The sequence below is a fragment of the Nostoc sp. 'Peltigera membranacea cyanobiont' 210A genome (genome assembly GCF_002246015.1).
In the GTDB taxonomy this organism is placed as follows: domain Bacteria; phylum Cyanobacteriota; class Cyanobacteriia; order Cyanobacteriales; family Nostocaceae; genus Nostoc.
The window spans coordinates 78,861-91,874 of sequence record NZ_NOLJ01000002.1 but is presented as its reverse complement, the minus strand read 5'-3'; the positions used below and the strand labels follow the sequence as shown (position 1 = coordinate 91,874).

Annotated in this window: 19 protein-coding genes; 12 read left to right on the top strand and 7 right to left on the bottom strand. The window is 42.4% G+C overall.

Features of this window, described 5'->3' with window-relative positions; all coding sequences use genetic code 11:
* Window positions 1–423: 423 nt before the first annotated feature.
* Complete coding sequence (locus CDG76_RS05305) at window positions 424–636, bottom strand: hypothetical protein (protein WP_094348042.1); 213 nt, start codon at window positions 634–636, stop codon at window positions 424–426.
* Window positions 637–813: 177 nt separating this feature from the next.
* Between CDG76_RS05305 and CDG76_RS05300 the strand changes: the two genes are divergently transcribed.
* From CDG76_RS05300 to CDG76_RS05295, 3 genes are all read left to right on the top strand, one after another.
* A complete protein-coding gene (locus CDG76_RS05300) occupies window positions 814–1,182 on the top strand; it encodes a hypothetical protein (protein ID WP_094348041.1) in 369 nt (122 codons plus the stop codon).
* A gap of 69 nt (window positions 1,183–1,251) precedes the next feature.
* Entirely contained in the window at window positions 1,252–1,356 is a 105-nt protein-coding gene (locus CDG76_RS39560) for a DUF6888 family protein (protein ID WP_442946368.1), read from the top strand.
* Window positions 1,353–1,559, top strand: a complete 207-nt coding sequence (locus tag CDG76_RS05295; RefSeq protein ID WP_094348040.1) for a DUF6887 family protein — start codon at window positions 1,353–1,355, stop codon at window positions 1,557–1,559. Before CDG76_RS39560 ends, CDG76_RS05295 begins: the two co-directional genes overlap by 4 nt.
* 337 nt (window positions 1,560–1,896) lie before the next feature.
* On the opposite strand, the gene CDG76_RS05290 is transcribed toward CDG76_RS05295, so the two are convergent.
* Complete coding sequence (locus tag CDG76_RS05290) at window positions 1,897–3,225, bottom strand: GIY-YIG nuclease family protein (RefSeq protein WP_094348039.1); 1,329 nt, start codon at window positions 3,223–3,225, stop codon at window positions 1,897–1,899.
* 256 nt (window positions 3,226–3,481) lie between these two features.
* On the opposite strand from CDG76_RS05290, the gene CDG76_RS05285 reads away from it, so the two are divergent.
* Entirely contained in the window at window positions 3,482–3,745 is a 264-nt protein-coding gene (locus CDG76_RS05285; RefSeq protein ID WP_094348037.1) for a hypothetical protein, read from the top strand.
* Between the two features lie 104 nt (window positions 3,746–3,849).
* On the opposite strand, the gene CDG76_RS05280 is transcribed toward CDG76_RS05285, so the two are convergent.
* Genes CDG76_RS05280 through ndhC form a run of 3 tightly spaced genes read right to left on the bottom strand, consistent with a single transcriptional unit; the run spans window position 3,850 to window position 5,463 of the window.
* Complete coding sequence (locus CDG76_RS05280) at window positions 3,850–4,380, bottom strand: NAD(P)H-quinone oxidoreductase subunit J (protein ID WP_094348036.1); 531 nt, start codon at window positions 4,378–4,380, stop codon at window positions 3,850–3,852.
* Window positions 4,373–5,110: a photosynthetic/respiratory NAD(P)H-quinone oxidoreductase subunit K gene (ndhK, locus tag CDG76_RS05275; protein WP_094348034.1), complete on the bottom strand. Its 738-nt coding sequence runs from the start codon at window positions 5,108–5,110 to the stop codon at window positions 4,373–4,375. Before ndhK ends, CDG76_RS05280 begins: the two co-directional genes overlap by 8 nt.
* Window positions 5,101–5,463 (bottom strand): photosynthetic/respiratory NAD(P)H-quinone oxidoreductase subunit C, encoded by a 363-nt coding sequence (gene ndhC, locus CDG76_RS05270; protein WP_094333328.1) that lies wholly within the window; start codon window positions 5,461–5,463, stop codon window positions 5,101–5,103. Before ndhC ends, ndhK begins: the two co-directional genes overlap by 10 nt.
* A 405-nt stretch (window positions 5,464–5,868) precedes the next feature.
* Here ndhC and CDG76_RS05265 point away from each other — a divergent pair, with 405 nt between their 5' ends.
* The 6 genes from CDG76_RS05265 to CDG76_RS05240 all read left to right on the top strand — a co-directional run bounded on the left by CDG76_RS05265 (window position 5,869) and on the right by CDG76_RS05240 (window position 8,267).
* Complete coding sequence (locus tag CDG76_RS05265; protein ID WP_094348032.1) at window positions 5,869–6,204, top strand: rubredoxin; 336 nt, start codon at window positions 5,869–5,871, stop codon at window positions 6,202–6,204.
* 141 nt (window positions 6,205–6,345) lie between these two features.
* Window positions 6,346–7,365, top strand: a complete 1,020-nt coding sequence (locus CDG76_RS05260) for a photosynthesis system II assembly factor Ycf48 (protein WP_094348031.1) — start codon at window positions 6,346–6,348, stop codon at window positions 7,363–7,365.
* 186 nt (window positions 7,366–7,551) lie between these two features.
* Complete coding sequence (psbE, locus tag CDG76_RS05255; RefSeq protein WP_094348030.1) at window positions 7,552–7,800, top strand: cytochrome b559 subunit alpha; 249 nt, start codon at window positions 7,552–7,554, stop codon at window positions 7,798–7,800.
* Window positions 7,801–7,809: 9 nt separating this feature from the next.
* Complete coding sequence (psbF, locus tag CDG76_RS05250; protein ID WP_015115279.1) at window positions 7,810–7,947, top strand: cytochrome b559 subunit beta; 138 nt, start codon at window positions 7,810–7,812, stop codon at window positions 7,945–7,947.
* Between the two features lie 8 nt (window positions 7,948–7,955).
* Window positions 7,956–8,078 carry a photosystem II reaction center protein L gene (locus tag CDG76_RS05245; RefSeq protein WP_094332364.1) on the top strand — a complete coding sequence of 41 codons (123 nt, stop codon included), beginning with the start codon at window positions 7,956–7,958 and terminating at the stop codon, window positions 8,076–8,078.
* Window positions 8,079–8,147: 69 nt separating this feature from the next.
* Complete coding sequence (locus CDG76_RS05240) at window positions 8,148–8,267, top strand: photosystem II reaction center protein J (protein WP_012411803.1); 120 nt, start codon at window positions 8,148–8,150, stop codon at window positions 8,265–8,267.
* A gap of 185 nt (window positions 8,268–8,452) precedes the next feature.
* Here the strand turns inward: CDG76_RS05240 and CDG76_RS05235 are convergent, their stop codons facing one another.
* Window positions 8,453–8,575: a photosystem I reaction center subunit VIII gene (locus tag CDG76_RS05235; protein ID WP_442946367.1), complete on the bottom strand. Its 123-nt coding sequence runs from the start codon at window positions 8,573–8,575 to the stop codon at window positions 8,453–8,455.
* Here CDG76_RS05235 and CDG76_RS37080 point away from each other — a divergent pair.
* Window positions 8,535–8,672, top strand: a complete 138-nt coding sequence (locus tag CDG76_RS37080; RefSeq protein WP_190240803.1) for a hypothetical protein — start codon at window positions 8,535–8,537, stop codon at window positions 8,670–8,672. The two genes, CDG76_RS05235 and CDG76_RS37080, sit on opposite strands and share 41 nt — an antisense overlap.
* 184 nt (window positions 8,673–8,856) lie before the next feature.
* Here the strand turns inward: CDG76_RS37080 and CDG76_RS38145 are convergent, their stop codons facing one another.
* On the bottom strand, window positions 8,857–12,201 hold the full coding sequence (locus CDG76_RS38145; protein ID WP_223265136.1) for a hypothetical protein: 3,345 nt from the start codon (window positions 12,199–12,201) through the stop codon (window positions 8,857–8,859).
* Window positions 12,202–12,790: 589 nt separating this feature from the next.
* Between CDG76_RS38145 and CDG76_RS05220 the strand changes: the two genes are divergently transcribed.
* On the top strand, window positions 12,791–12,988 hold the full coding sequence (locus CDG76_RS05220) for a hypothetical protein (protein ID WP_094348028.1): 198 nt from the start codon (window positions 12,791–12,793) through the stop codon (window positions 12,986–12,988).
* Window positions 12,989–13,014 lie beyond the last annotated feature (26 nt).

Below are 13,014 nucleotides of genomic sequence, written 5' to 3'. Positions count from 1 at the left end.
GATAGAGTATGCCTACATAACTTCTCAAATTCCGTTAATAAATAACTACTAGGTGAGTGGTATGTTATGTCTTAAAAAGAGATACCCTAATTCCCAAATTTCAACCTATCAATAAGTAACAGAGGTCAATAATCAATAAGATTGAATGATAGATTATACATTCGATAATTTAAACTGAATGATAGATTATACAGACAACATCCTGAAAGCTACTTAACACATAAATAAAATAAAATTTTCAGTTATAAAAATAAATTTCTAGTGTGCTTCGTCTCATCCCCCTCTAGCCGATGCGATGGTAGCTGTTGTTACTATTAGTTAGTAGTCTGTCAAGGAATAATTAACGAATACATTCTTTGTAGAGACGGCGATTTATCGCGTCTCTCTAACGTGTCAGTCTTTTAGACGCGATAAATCGCGTCTCTACATGAGATAAAGCTCCGCGACATCAAAACTAGCTTTTGTGACTTTAAAACCAGCTTTTGCGACATCAAAACTAGCTTTTGTGACTTTAAAACCAGCTTTTGCGACATCAAAACTAGCTTTTGTGACATCAAAACCAGCTTTTGTGACATCAAAACCAGCTTTTGTGACATCAAAACCAGCTTTTGCGACATCAAAACCAGCTTTTCTCAACGAATTTCAGCAAATATACCCGCATCTATCTAGTTGGCTAATGCCATCCAATGCTTTTATAATTCTGTAACTTCACTGTGGCTGGTGCATCTGCTTATTGCGTATTGTGATGATATATAAATAACTCAGTGTATAAAATTAGGGTTATTTATAAATAAATCCAAACAGGAAAACTATATGACGCAACGGAAACGAAACTCCATGTCACTAACCAAAGCTGAACGACGGATTGAAGGAATGCAGACAATTAACCCTGAGTTAGACTTTAGTAATGGGTTTTCAATTGCTACTTACAACACTAAAGTAATTGAGTTACGAGAGAAGCTAGCTGCTTATAATCAAGCACAAACAATAGTAGATAAGACACAAAATGCATTAGTAGAAGCAGAACGTGAGTTGAATACTTATTCTGAGCAAATGTTGCTGAATGTTGCATCTTGCTATGGCAAAAATAGTGATGAGTATGAAATGGCTGGTGGAACGCGCAGGTCAGACCGCAAGAAACCACGCTCAGTAGTAAAACAAACAGTGACATCTGTGAAGTAATTGTTTGGACTCGCCGCTTCTTTAGATAAGGGTGCGTTGACCTTTGTGACAACGCACCATTAAAATCCTATTTACATTGTCCGCCTCGATGAACAAACAGGTAATGTGTTTATTTTGGCAGGAGATAACATAGAGATAGAAATCTATCGCAATGGTCTTTGGAGGTTCTTGTGATTGAGCCAGAATTTAGCAGCATGAGCAAAACCGAGTTAAGAGCCTTTGTCATTGCTCATCCCGACAACAAAGCAGCGTTTCGTGCTTTTGTTGACCGCTTTACATCTGAAGCGTCTCCAGAGACTTTTGACATCCCAAAATCGAATGCTGAGATTGAAGAAGTTGAAATTTTGATTAAACAAAAATTAGAACAATTAAGATGAGCTAGATTTTAGGATTTTAATTAGTCCAACGATGTCTACGACGGGCTACGCCTACGCACCAATGACGATAGAGATGCTGAGTGCGATCGCACTTTGCGTATGAATCCGTATAACTCTATTCTGGTAAACATTTATAATTTGCATATCGGTCTATTAGCCCAGAAGTTGACTTCTGGGCGGAATGTGGGGATTATCTAGATTTTAGGGTTTTAATTAGTGCAGCGATCGCACCAATTACGATAGAGATGCTGAGTGCGATCGCAAATGGGCTAGAAGGTTGTTGCAGCAACACAGATGCGCCCTCTGCTGCTTGCTATTTTGTACTAGCTACATTTCTTTAGCTCTTATCGAGTTTAAGCAGCGAAGATACTGAATTACGTTGCAGCCATGCATACAGTTTTATCTTTGCCTGGTCATCTGGCTTTGATTTATATTCACCACTTTGAATTTTTTCTATAAGCTCAACATTAAACCCTGATTTGTCTCTCATCAGGTCTTCAAACATAGCTAGTGGTAGCAGCATACTCTCAACTTCTAAATCATCTTCGCTGAATAGAATAGTCTCTAATCTAAACCTATAACCAAACCATCTGATGCTGGGTAGTCTATCTACTGTCTGTTTTAAAGCACGTATTATGCCATCATGCTCTAGATCAGGATTTTTCCGTCCGTATATTATCCACCAGTAAACATTGTACCTAACAAAATGCTTCCCATTTTCGCTAGTACACACCTCTATTTCCACATCATCCACATACAAAAATTGACGAGTCATTACTCTAACATCACCTTCAGGCATTGGTTCTAATTCCTCCCAAGGTTCAACTTCAGCGACACCTTTATACTTCCCTTCACCAAGATAATTTTTATCAACAAGTTTTAGTGGAATAGGATCATCCTCTAAAACATCTAGACCGGAAATATTCTCCTTACTCTCTGGTGTATTTTCTAGGACTGTTTCTAGCTGTTCCCGACTAAAGGCCATAAACTCCACTCCAGCTAGAGTCCGACGAGTGGAATCAGGCATAAAGTGAACTAAGCCTTGAACAGGAGCTAAATCTATTCTGATACCGTTATATTGAGTCTCCCAATAACCGAATTTACCTAAAAATTTAGGGTCTGTGTGGTACTCCTTCCATTTCAGTCCACTAGCCTTTTTATTAATATTTTTTAATGCAATCCGTATGCTACCTGATAGACCACGCTGACCATAGACGGGATAGACCAAGTATATTGTTGGTGGTTCTTCATCTGAAATTGGATCAAATCCAAATATCATAGTGTTCAATTTAGCAAGTTGCTGAAGGCTTTGCTGTAGTGCTGTCTCAACTGGAGTTATTTTTCTAATTAGTGTTACTACTTTCGTCCAGTTCAGCGGCGGCTTATGTAACTCGATCAACTCATTTTCCAGCTTTGAGAGAGTATTTAGATCATTGCTGCAAGTCATCCAGCTAATACTGACACGGTTTCTCCGATTAAATCTTTTTAGCTGTTGAAATCTATGATGTTCTCTCCATCGCTGAAATAAGTTGACTGTTCTACCGATATAAAGAATCTGTCCTTTACTGTCAGATACAAAGTAGATAGCTGGACAAGTAGGCAGTTTTTCTTTCTCTAATAAATAAATTGATGGTAGTTCAGATAGCTTGATGTTTTCTAATAACATCGGACGACCCTAACATGAAGATGTATAATTTAAAGGTGCGACAGTTTAGCCCTATAAAAGAGATGCAATTTAATCATCTTCTTGTATAAAAGCTACATTTATATATTTCCCTGAAATTCCCCGAAGTTAACAAGGCTCAAATTAGTTCAGAAATTGCGTAGGCGTTCGCGTAGCGTCTCATAAAGAAGCCCGTCGTAGACATCGCACTGTCTCAAATTATCTCAAAGCAATAGTTCAGCAAATTTTGAGGTGGGATATGGCACTTTTAGAGCAGTCGCCTTGGTATCAAGAAATTTTTAGCAAAGGGGAAGCACGCGGAGAACTGCGAGGAAGAAAAGAGGAGTTGTATTCAGGGATTGAATTAGCATTAGAAATTAAGTTTGGCAATCAAGGTTTAGAATTGATGCCGATAATCTCTCAAATTACGGATTTGCAGAAATTAAAAACAATTCAACAGGCAATTAAAACAGTAAATACAGTCAATGAATTACAGCAAATTTTGTCAACCGACTTGACATGAAACACCAAAAACATAACCCCTCTCCGCCACCGGAAAGGGGTTAATCACTGCCGAAACCACTATCTTGTACAGACGCGATTCATCGCGTCTCGATTCAGCAATCTCTAATAAGCGTCTTGCAACTCGTAGAAATCAGGCGAGATGTAATCCTTCCGCAAAGGCCAACCTACCCAATCTTCTGGCATCAAAATCCGCTTGAGATTTGGGTGTCCTTCGTAGATAATGCCGTACATATCGTAAGATTCGCGCTCTTGCCAATCTGCGGTCTTCCAAATCCAGTACACAGAAGGCACTACAGGATTTTCCCGTGGTAAGAACACTTTAACTCGAACTTCTTCAGGGCGATCGCTATTATCACCGACTTTAATCAAGTGATACATACTCACCAATTCTTGTCCTGGGCCCAGGTCAATACCACCTTGACACTGGAGATAATTAAACCCATAAGCATAAAGGGCTGTAGCGGTGGGAAGCAAAAAATCTGCCGCCACCTTAATTATCTCTACACCATTCTTGTCTGGTGCTAAAAACTCATGGTCAAAGCCATTTTCCGTCAACCACTGGGAAACTTTACCCGCTTGTACCAATGATTCTTCTTTCGCTGCTGGTACTGGTTTAGATTCTTCTTCAGCCACGGGTTTGTTCCTCCTTTTGCGCCTTTTCTGTCAGCAGTGCAGGTGGTATTGGCATACCAATCGCTTCCGCCAATTCCTTCGGTGGTGCATAGCGAGTTTCTGACTGCAAATACTTACCAGTTAATATTTCTTCTACTGGCTTCAAGTTATGAGTCGTGCTGTAGTAGCGGTGGGTTTGCTTAATTTTATCCCGCTCTTGCATCGATTCATTGGAGATTTTCTTTCGCAGCTTAATGATTGCGTCGATAATTGCTTCTGGACGGGGAGGACAACCAGGCAAATACACATCTACAGGAATCAGTTTATCGACTCCGCGCACTGCTGTGGGGGAATCAACGCTGAACATCCCGCCAGTAATTGTACAAGCTCCCATTGCAATTACATACTTTGGCTCTGGCATTTGTTCGTAAAGACGCACCAATTGCGGAGCCATCTTCATCGTAATAGTCCCTGCCGTAATAATTAAATCGGCTTGGCGGGGGCTAGAACGTGGAATTAGCCCAAAACGGTCAAAGTCAAATCGGGAACCAATTAAAGCTGCAAACTCAATAAAGCAGCAAGCAGTACCAAACAGCAACGGCCACAAACTAGAAAGCCGCGCCCAGTCGTAGAGGTCATCAACCGTCGTCAAAATGACGTTTTCTGAAAGGTCTTGAGTGACATTGGTACGCTCAATGGGGTTGATGATTCGTTCTTTACCCTGGGTTGTTAAGTTAGAATTCAAGACCATTCCAAAGCTCCTTTACGCCATGCGTAAACTAAAGCGACTACAAGAATTGCAATAAAGACTAGCGCTTCAATAAAAGCTAATAGCCCCAAACGGTGGAAAGCTACCGCCCAAGGATACAAGAATACAGTCTCCACATCAAAGACGACGAAGACTAGAGCAAACATGTAGTAGCGGATGTTGAACTGAATCCAGGCTCCCCCGATGGGTTCCATACCAGATTCATAAGTGGTGCGACGTTCTGGGCTGTAACCACTGGGTCGTAGGAGCTTGGAAGCTGAGAGCGCTAAGGCAGGTACTAGGCTACAGATGATGAAGAAGCCTAGAAGGTACTCGTAACCGCTGAGGACAAACACAATGAGTATCTACCGCTTATGGAGTATTTTAAGTAGTGAGTGGAGATTGGGTACTGACGACTAGAGATTAGGGATTTTAGGAGTGGGGGAGTGGGGGAGCAGGGGAGCAAGGGAGCAGGGGAGCAGAGGAGAGTTCTTGTATAAGTTCTTTCCCCTCTGCCCCTCTGCCCCTTTGCACCTCTGCCTCTTATGCCCCATGTCCAATGCCCCAATGCCCAATGCCCCATGCCCAATCCCTTAACTGCGTAACTTTCTTTTACATTATATCTGTTTGGTTTTTCTGAAATCTGGGAAACAGACGGACTTCAGGTATTTGATTCGCTTTTGCTAGTGATAGAAAAGCCTAACAATTATGTCATAATTTTTAACGTATATTTAAGATTTCTCCTTTGCGAGGCCTTAGCCATGAGCGAACCAGCTGTTGAGACTACGGTGTTAGACCGCTACGAGTGTCGCGCCTGCGGTTATGTTTACGAACCCGAAAAGGGAGACGACAAAGATGATATTGCTTCAGGGACAAGCTTTGCAGAACTGCCCATAAATTGGCGCTGTCCAGTTTGTTCTGCTAAAAAGACCGCTTTTGCCAACATCGGCCCTGCCGGTACTGCATCCGGCTTTAAAGAAAATCTCGGTTATGGTTTGGGTGTTAACAACCTAACGCCAACCCAAAAGAATATCCTAATTTTTGGTGCTTTGGCTCTTGGCTTCTTGTTTTTTATCAGTCTTTACGGCTTACAATGACAGCCTTTAAGCAATTCCAAATAACGCTCTCTACCAGAGGCTTTACACTGCGCTAACAAAATTCAAAATGAAAAAGCCAGGATTTTACAGCATCCTGGCTGCCAACTCCTACAAAAATTTAGAAATAACTAAGAAATACTGATGCATTCAATTGTGAAAGGTTGGCAACGAATATTTGCCTTGTTAATAGTAGTCTTGATGTGCATAGGTTGTAGCCAAGTTCCCTCTGTTAGCTACAACCCTTGGAAAGTAATTTCTGTGCCAACAGACTCGAATTTATTGGATATTGCTTTTACTAATAACCCTGAACATGGCTACTTAGTCGGTAGCAATGCCACCCTATTGGAAACGAATGACGGTGGTAATACCTGGAAACCAATAACACTGCAACTGGATGAGCAAAAGTATCGCTTTGACTCAGTAAGTTTTGCAGGTAAAGAAGGCTGGATTGGCGGAGAGCCTGGACTTTTACTACACACTACCGATGAAGGTGCTTCTTGGTCGCGTATCCCCCTGAGCGAAAAGTTACCAGGTAGCCCGATCGCAGTTAAGGCGCTAGCAGACAATACAGCGGAAATGGCTACTAATGTTGGAGCCATATATAAGACCACAGACGGCGGCAAAAACTGGAAAGCCCAGGTGGAATCAGCAGTGGGTGTGGTGCGTAACTTGGAACGTTCTGCTGATGGTAAATATATTGCTGTTTCCGCTAAGGGTAGCTTCTACTCGACTTGGGAACCAGGCCAAGATGCTTGGGTACCCCATAACCGCAATAGTTCTCGGCGAGTAGAAAACATGGGCTTTGGTGACAATGGGAAATTGTGGTTGCTAGCTAGAGGAGGTCAAGTTCAGTTTAGTGACCCAACTAAACCTGAAGAATGGCAAGAGTCAAAATATCCAGAGTTATCTACCAGTTGGGGTTTGCTGGATTTGGCATATCGTACACCCGATGAAATTTGGGTAGGTGGCGGTAGCGGTAATTTGCTACGCAGTGGCGACGGTGGCAAAACCTGGGAAAAAGACCGTGACATAGAAGAAGTTGCGGCTAATTTGTACAAGATTGTGTTCTTAGAGCCAGAGCGGGGATTTATAATTGGCGATCGCGGCGTTTTGCTCAAATATCTACCAAACCCTGAAACAACTTCCCCAGAGGCGGCTTAATGAGCAGGGAGCAGGGGAGCAAGGGAGAAGTTGCAGTAAGTCTTTCCACTCTGCCTCTTGTGTCCAATACCCCATGCTCCATTCCCAACGTACAATTTCTGAGAAGAACGTTGCAACTTGTAACTCTTTCTTATCTTTGTAGGATAATAAACTCAATAACACTCTATGTATAAGGTAGGGATCTAAATGTCAGGTACCACTGGAGAACGTCCGTTTTCGGACATCATTACTAGCGTTCGTTACTGGGTAATCCACAGCATCACCATCCCGGCATTATTTATTGCTGGTTGGCTATTTGTCAGCACCGGACTGGCTTATGATGCTTTTGGTACACCCCGTCCCAACGAGTATTTCACACCAGCACGCCAAGAAGTGCCCATTGTGAAGAACCGTTTTGAAGCTAAAAAACAAGTTGAAGAATTTATTGGAAAGTAGTTTGAGATCATGACTAGCGGAAACAACATCAATCAACCAGTTACCTATCCAATTTTTACCGTTAGATGGCTGGCAGTACACACCTTAGGTGTACCAACTGTATTCTTTTTAGGCGCGATCGCCGCAATGCAATTTATTCAACGTTAGGAGCAATTATGGCAGAAAGATCGCCCAATCCCAATAATCAGCCGGTTGAACTAAACCGGACTTCGCTATACCTGGGACTACTACTAGTTTTCGTTCTGGGGATTCTGTTTTCCAGTTACTTCTTTAACTAACTGGAAGTACTGTTGTTAATCTTGGTTTATGAACGTGTGTTGATTTGTTTTTAAGGGAGGAGAGAAGCTGTGTCTGGAAGTGGGAGAATTCCCCTGTGGGTCGTCGCTACGATCGCAGGTTTAGGTATAATTACAGTCTTGGGCATTTTCTTTTATGGTGCCTACGCCGGACTCGGTTCTTCGATTTAACATTAGTTAGTTTGAACCGAATACTATAAGTTAGAACTTTCTAGCATTTGTTGAGAAATCAACGTAAAAAAAAACCGCCTGTCTCTATGAGATGGGCGGTATTAATTTTGGTCATTTGTCCTTTGTCTTTTGTCTTTTGTCATTTGTTTTTTGCAAATGACTAATGACTAATGACTACATCAGTATCAGTTGATATCGCTGATATCGTCGCTTTCAATGTATAAAAACAGAAACGCGAAGACCGCACCTGGCAAAACCCAACCAATTATGGGCACCAAGATAGCAGACAAGTACGAAGTACTAGCCAAGACAGTAGGTAAAAAAGAAGTTGCCATAGTTAAAGGTTCCTATGAAATCACACTACAATTCAAAATGAGCTTACTGCAAATTCTGCCAAATTTTTGAAATTCTTTCATATTTTTAACACAGGGGAGATGGGGAGCAGGGGAGCAGAGGAGAGTTCTTGTACAAGTTCTTTCCCCTCTGCCCCTCGGTCACTGAGCGTAGCCGTTGGCGCAGCCTCTCGTAGAGAAAGAAGTGCTGCCCCTCCGCCTCTTGTGCCCAATGCTCAATGCCCCTCATACCTGAGTTACATACCCAGGAGTTCATCTAGCTGCAAGCTTGGCAAGTCTGGAGGAATCACGGTTCGCACTATTGTGACTTTGTGACTCTCCTGTTGAGTTGTTAGATCGAGTGCGATCGCTCCTAAGCGAATTTCCAAACAGCCAAAGGGAATGTTTAATTGCGTCATCACTTCCAAATCTCCCGATACATTAGGTAGTAAATTTGTCAATAAATGGGGGCCATCTAGTAAGTAGCGAGTTTGATAATCTTCAAGCCATAACTTGACAACAACTTGCAGAGGTACTTCCGGCAGTACTACGCGCACCATGACAGACTTGCCAGCAATTAATTCACCTTCTGGCACATACAAATGTGGAGTTGGCAAAGGCTCAGTGGCTGCTGCAATTAGAGGTAAGGAAGAAGATGAATATAACAGTGGTTGCTCCTTTTCTTCAAAGGTGTCACTTATAGCGGTATCGCCTTCCAGTCCTGTATCTGTATCATCTACAACGATTTCTTGCGCCAACCAAGCTGACGCTATATTCATTTTTATCGGAGGAGGAGGGGGCGGTACTTGTGTTAACAGAGCTGATAAGATTGTTGGTTCTTCTATTACTTTTTCTATTTCCGTATTTTCTCCAATTCCTAGTTCCACTTTCTGCGCTGTGTCTATATTTTCCCCAAAGTTCTCCTGTTCAGGAGCCAACCCTTCAACTTCTTCCCATGTCTCATGTTCCTGGCGCGTTTCAGTCAGGAGAAGTTGTGAACTGCTCCAACCTTCGCTCAGATTATTCTCCGTGTTGGCATCTAGGTTTAACGGCAAGTTAACATCAACATTCGCATTTTGTGCACTAGGAGGAAGGGGTATCTGCTGTAGTGAAACATAGTTATTGTAATCTTGAGGTTGAAGATCGTTGATAGATTCAGGCAAAGAGTATCCTTGGCTCTGCATCCACTTCCTGAGCAGGGGAGATGAATAAAGGTTTCCTGTTGTAATTAATTGTGCCTTTTCCGGGGCTACTACTTCAGCAACAGATTCTTCTTGAAATTGTTCATTTTGCGGGGCTTCGCCTTCAGAAACAGATTCTTCCTGAAATTGTGTATTTTGCGGGGCTTCGCCTTCAGAAACAGATTCTTCCTGAAATTGTGTATTTTGCGGGGCTTCGACTTCAGAAACAGATTCTTCCTGAAATTGTGCATCACCTACTACTAATTCAGGTGTATTTTCATCTTCAGCCATAGTTGCGTCCAACTTTGAAAAGTCTTCAGCCGCTTTAACTTCTAATGCATCTGGAAGAACATTGTTTTTTACTTTTTCTTCGGCATCATTTGGTGAAGCTTGTAGCCGTTTCAAGTATGGCAAAGTAGTGTCCATTATTGGCATTCGACGTTGCTTGATGACCAACTGCTCCAAGTTGATGGTGGCTATAGTGGCATCCTTTTCTACAAGCTCCTCCGGTGTCTGTGGTTCTGCAACAACATCTGTGGGAATGTTGGCATCACTTTGAATAGGGGGCAGTTTCGGTAATTGAGGCAACGAAATACTTGAATTCTTGAGCTTAGATGTCCGCAGGTTAGCTTCTCGCAGAACTTGCAGGTTAATTTGCGCTGGTAAAGGTGTGTTTGGAGATGGATGAACTATCTGAGACTGGTCTGTTTTTGGAGTCTTGACCAGATTTAATAGTTTCAAATCGAGCCTAACTGGTGTCTCTGTTTCTGTGAAAGCAGCAGATGAGTCCGATGTTGCTACGAGGTTATTTAAAGATGTACTGGATTTTGCTGCGGCTGTGATTGCCAGTAATTCTGTTACATCTGCTGTAATGGTAAAAGACTGGCTAGCTAACGGCATGACTTCACCAGCATCGGCGAATTTACCATACAAACTGATGTCTGCCAAAATTAGCTTGGATTCACAATCAGCAGGAATATCAATTGAGGTATTGATCGTAAAGGGCAACTCCTTATCTGATAAGGGTTGCCGTACTTTGGTCAAGATTTTCGAGTTCTTGGGCGATCGCAGATCAATTTCTACTTCAAGCGCCCGCAAGCTTTTTAAAGATGATGTTTCATCCCAATCTAGATTTGTCTTTTCTTGGAATTCTATGTACCCGTTGATTATAAGAGCTTGTCCCCAACGAGCAATATAATTATCCTCACTTAAAGTTAGCAGTAATGGTGGCGGTAGTTGTGTTGCCGAAGAATCTGTAACCTTTTCATCTTTGGGCAGCAGTTCAGAGGTGGGTAAAGCTAAATCTATTAAATTTTGTAAAATCTGCTCTGCCGTCTCTCCTTTGAGCCACACAGGACTCACAGGTTGATTGATAACTATATCTTCATCTTCTTCCGTTTCATCTGGCACAACAGTGATAGCAAGGTTGCTATCTGTAGTAATTGCCAGTCCTTCGGAAACTGCGATCGCTCGATCTAGCCCAATTGCAGTTTCTGCTGGGGCATTAGATTCCAAGTTCTCTTCATCTGGCGCAACAGTGAGGTTGCCATCTGTAGTAATTGCCAGTCCTTCAGAAACTGCGATCGCTCGATCTAGCTCAATTGCAGTTTCTGCTGGAGCATTAGATTCCAAGTTCTCTTCATCTGGCGCAACAGTGAGGTTGCTATCTGTAGTAATTGCCAGTCCTTCAGAAACTGCGATCGCGTGATCTAGCTCAATTACATTTTCTGGTGGGGCATTAGATTCCAAGTTCCCTTCATTTGGCGCAACAGCAAGGTTGCCATCTGTAGTAATTGCCAGTCCTTCAGAAACTGCGATCGCTCGATCTAGCTCAATTGCAGTTTCTGCTGGAGCATTAGGTTCCAAGTTCTCTTCATCAGGTGCAACAGTGGTAGCAAGGTTGCCATTTGTAGTAATTGCTAGTTCTTCAGAAACTGCGATCGCTTTCTCAAACGTAAATAACGTAATTGCAGTTTCTGCTGGGGCATTAGATTCCAAGTTTTCAGAAACAGTATCTAGGCGATCGTCGAGTGAACTCGATCCTAAATTTTTCCTCGGTTCTCTCTCTGCTAACGGCGAGAAGACTTGTACTTGCACGCTGTATTGCCAAGATTTACCGAGCAGATCCGACATCAAATCGCCGGAACACCGCAACTCCCAAACTCCCGGTTGGAAGTAGGTAAAAGGAATTACCGCCATTATGCCTTCTGAATTAGTGCGACGCGATCGCTTGAAAATTCGCCGCGTTGGTTGAACTTCCTCGGTTGAAGAGTGAGTTACCCGCACTTCCACGTCTGTATTAAGAAGGTTAGAACGAGCCAAAACTCTATACTGTCCTTCCAAGATTTCCAAATTTGGCGATTCTAGGATATGCCACGAGCGAGCGCCTTGTTTCTGTATCAGAAATTGCCAGTGTTCCATTGTAAGTGATGCCCAGACCGACGAGCCGCTGAGTAATATTGTGTATTAACTTGCTTGCAAGTTTACCTCAGTATTTTAGAAATGCCTCACTTAAATGGCTATCAAGTTAACTCAGTTTTACTGACTTGACTTCCCACACTTTAACTACTCACCTCAAGGGAATTTCAATAAGTCGCCGTCTTGCTTATGTGTAAAGCTTTTGTTGTTTTCTGAATATTAAGTTTGACACATCCTAGTGCTAAATTAACAGGGATGCAATGGATACCGTTAGTTGTCTTTGCGCAACTTATTGCAAAAAACTTTGTATTATTTTTTACTAAGATTTCCACTTTGCAATAAACACAACGTACAATAAATTTAAATTCACTTGAGAATTGTTATTGAATTGTAATTGCCCACATTTTTGCTACAAAGAGGTAGGATGTGGCTCTTAAGTGTCCTCTGCGATCGCCCAAGTTAGGCGCAAATCACAACACTTAACCACGCAAAACGCATCCAACCTACCTGAAACTGCTCTTTAAAGGGCGACAAAGCGTGTTTACCCTGAGTGCAATGTGGGTTGACAATGAAGATTTACAGGAGGGATTCGATGCTAGTCATTTTAATGGACGAGCAAATCCTTGCCCCTGAGCAAGTTTGCCAGTCTTGTTTACTCGCTGATGGGAGCGGTCAACCCCGTTGGCGTGGGGGTCAACTGCGCTGTGGTCAAGCGATTCGCAAACTTACTCAACAGCAGCCAGACCAGTATGAGTGCATGATGGGCTTTCGCATCGCCCATATAGAATAGTTGAATTTCTCAGCAAGACCTAGCAA

What these genes read in the sequence shown, in the direction of transcription:
- CDG76_RS05300 (WP_094348041.1), top strand. Translation starts at nt 814, where the DNA reads ATGACGCAACGGAAACGAAACTCCATGTCACTAACCAAAGCTGAACGA.
- CDG76_RS05290 (WP_094348039.1), bottom strand. Translation starts at nt 3,225, where the DNA reads ATGTTATTAGAAAACATCAAGCTATCTGAACTACCATCAATTTATTTA.
- CDG76_RS05285 (WP_094348037.1), top strand. Translation starts at nt 3,482, where the DNA reads ATGGCACTTTTAGAGCAGTCGCCTTGGTATCAAGAAATTTTTAGCAAA.
- ndhK (WP_094348034.1), bottom strand. Translation starts at nt 5,110, where the DNA reads ATGGTCTTGAATTCTAACTTAACAACCCAGGGTAAAGAACGAATCATC.
- CDG76_RS05265 (WP_094348032.1), top strand. Translation starts at nt 5,869, where the DNA reads ATGAGCGAACCAGCTGTTGAGACTACGGTGTTAGACCGCTACGAGTGT.
- CDG76_RS05260 (WP_094348031.1), top strand. Translation starts at nt 6,346, where the DNA reads ATGCATTCAATTGTGAAAGGTTGGCAACGAATATTTGCCTTGTTAATA.
- psbE (WP_094348030.1), top strand. Translation starts at nt 7,552, where the DNA reads ATGTCAGGTACCACTGGAGAACGTCCGTTTTCGGACATCATTACTAGC.
- psbF (WP_015115279.1), top strand. Translation starts at nt 7,810, where the DNA reads ATGACTAGCGGAAACAACATCAATCAACCAGTTACCTATCCAATTTTT.
- CDG76_RS05245 (WP_094332364.1), top strand. Translation starts at nt 7,956, where the DNA reads ATGGCAGAAAGATCGCCCAATCCCAATAATCAGCCGGTTGAACTAAAC.
- CDG76_RS37080 (WP_190240803.1), top strand. Translation starts at nt 8,535, where the DNA reads ATGGGCACCAAGATAGCAGACAAGTACGAAGTACTAGCCAAGACAGTA.
- CDG76_RS38145 (WP_223265136.1), bottom strand. Translation starts at nt 12,201, where the DNA reads ATGGAACACTGGCAATTTCTGATACAGAAACAAGGCGCTCGCTCGTGG.
- CDG76_RS05220 (WP_094348028.1), top strand. Translation starts at nt 12,791, where the DNA reads ATGCTAGTCATTTTAATGGACGAGCAAATCCTTGCCCCTGAGCAAGTT.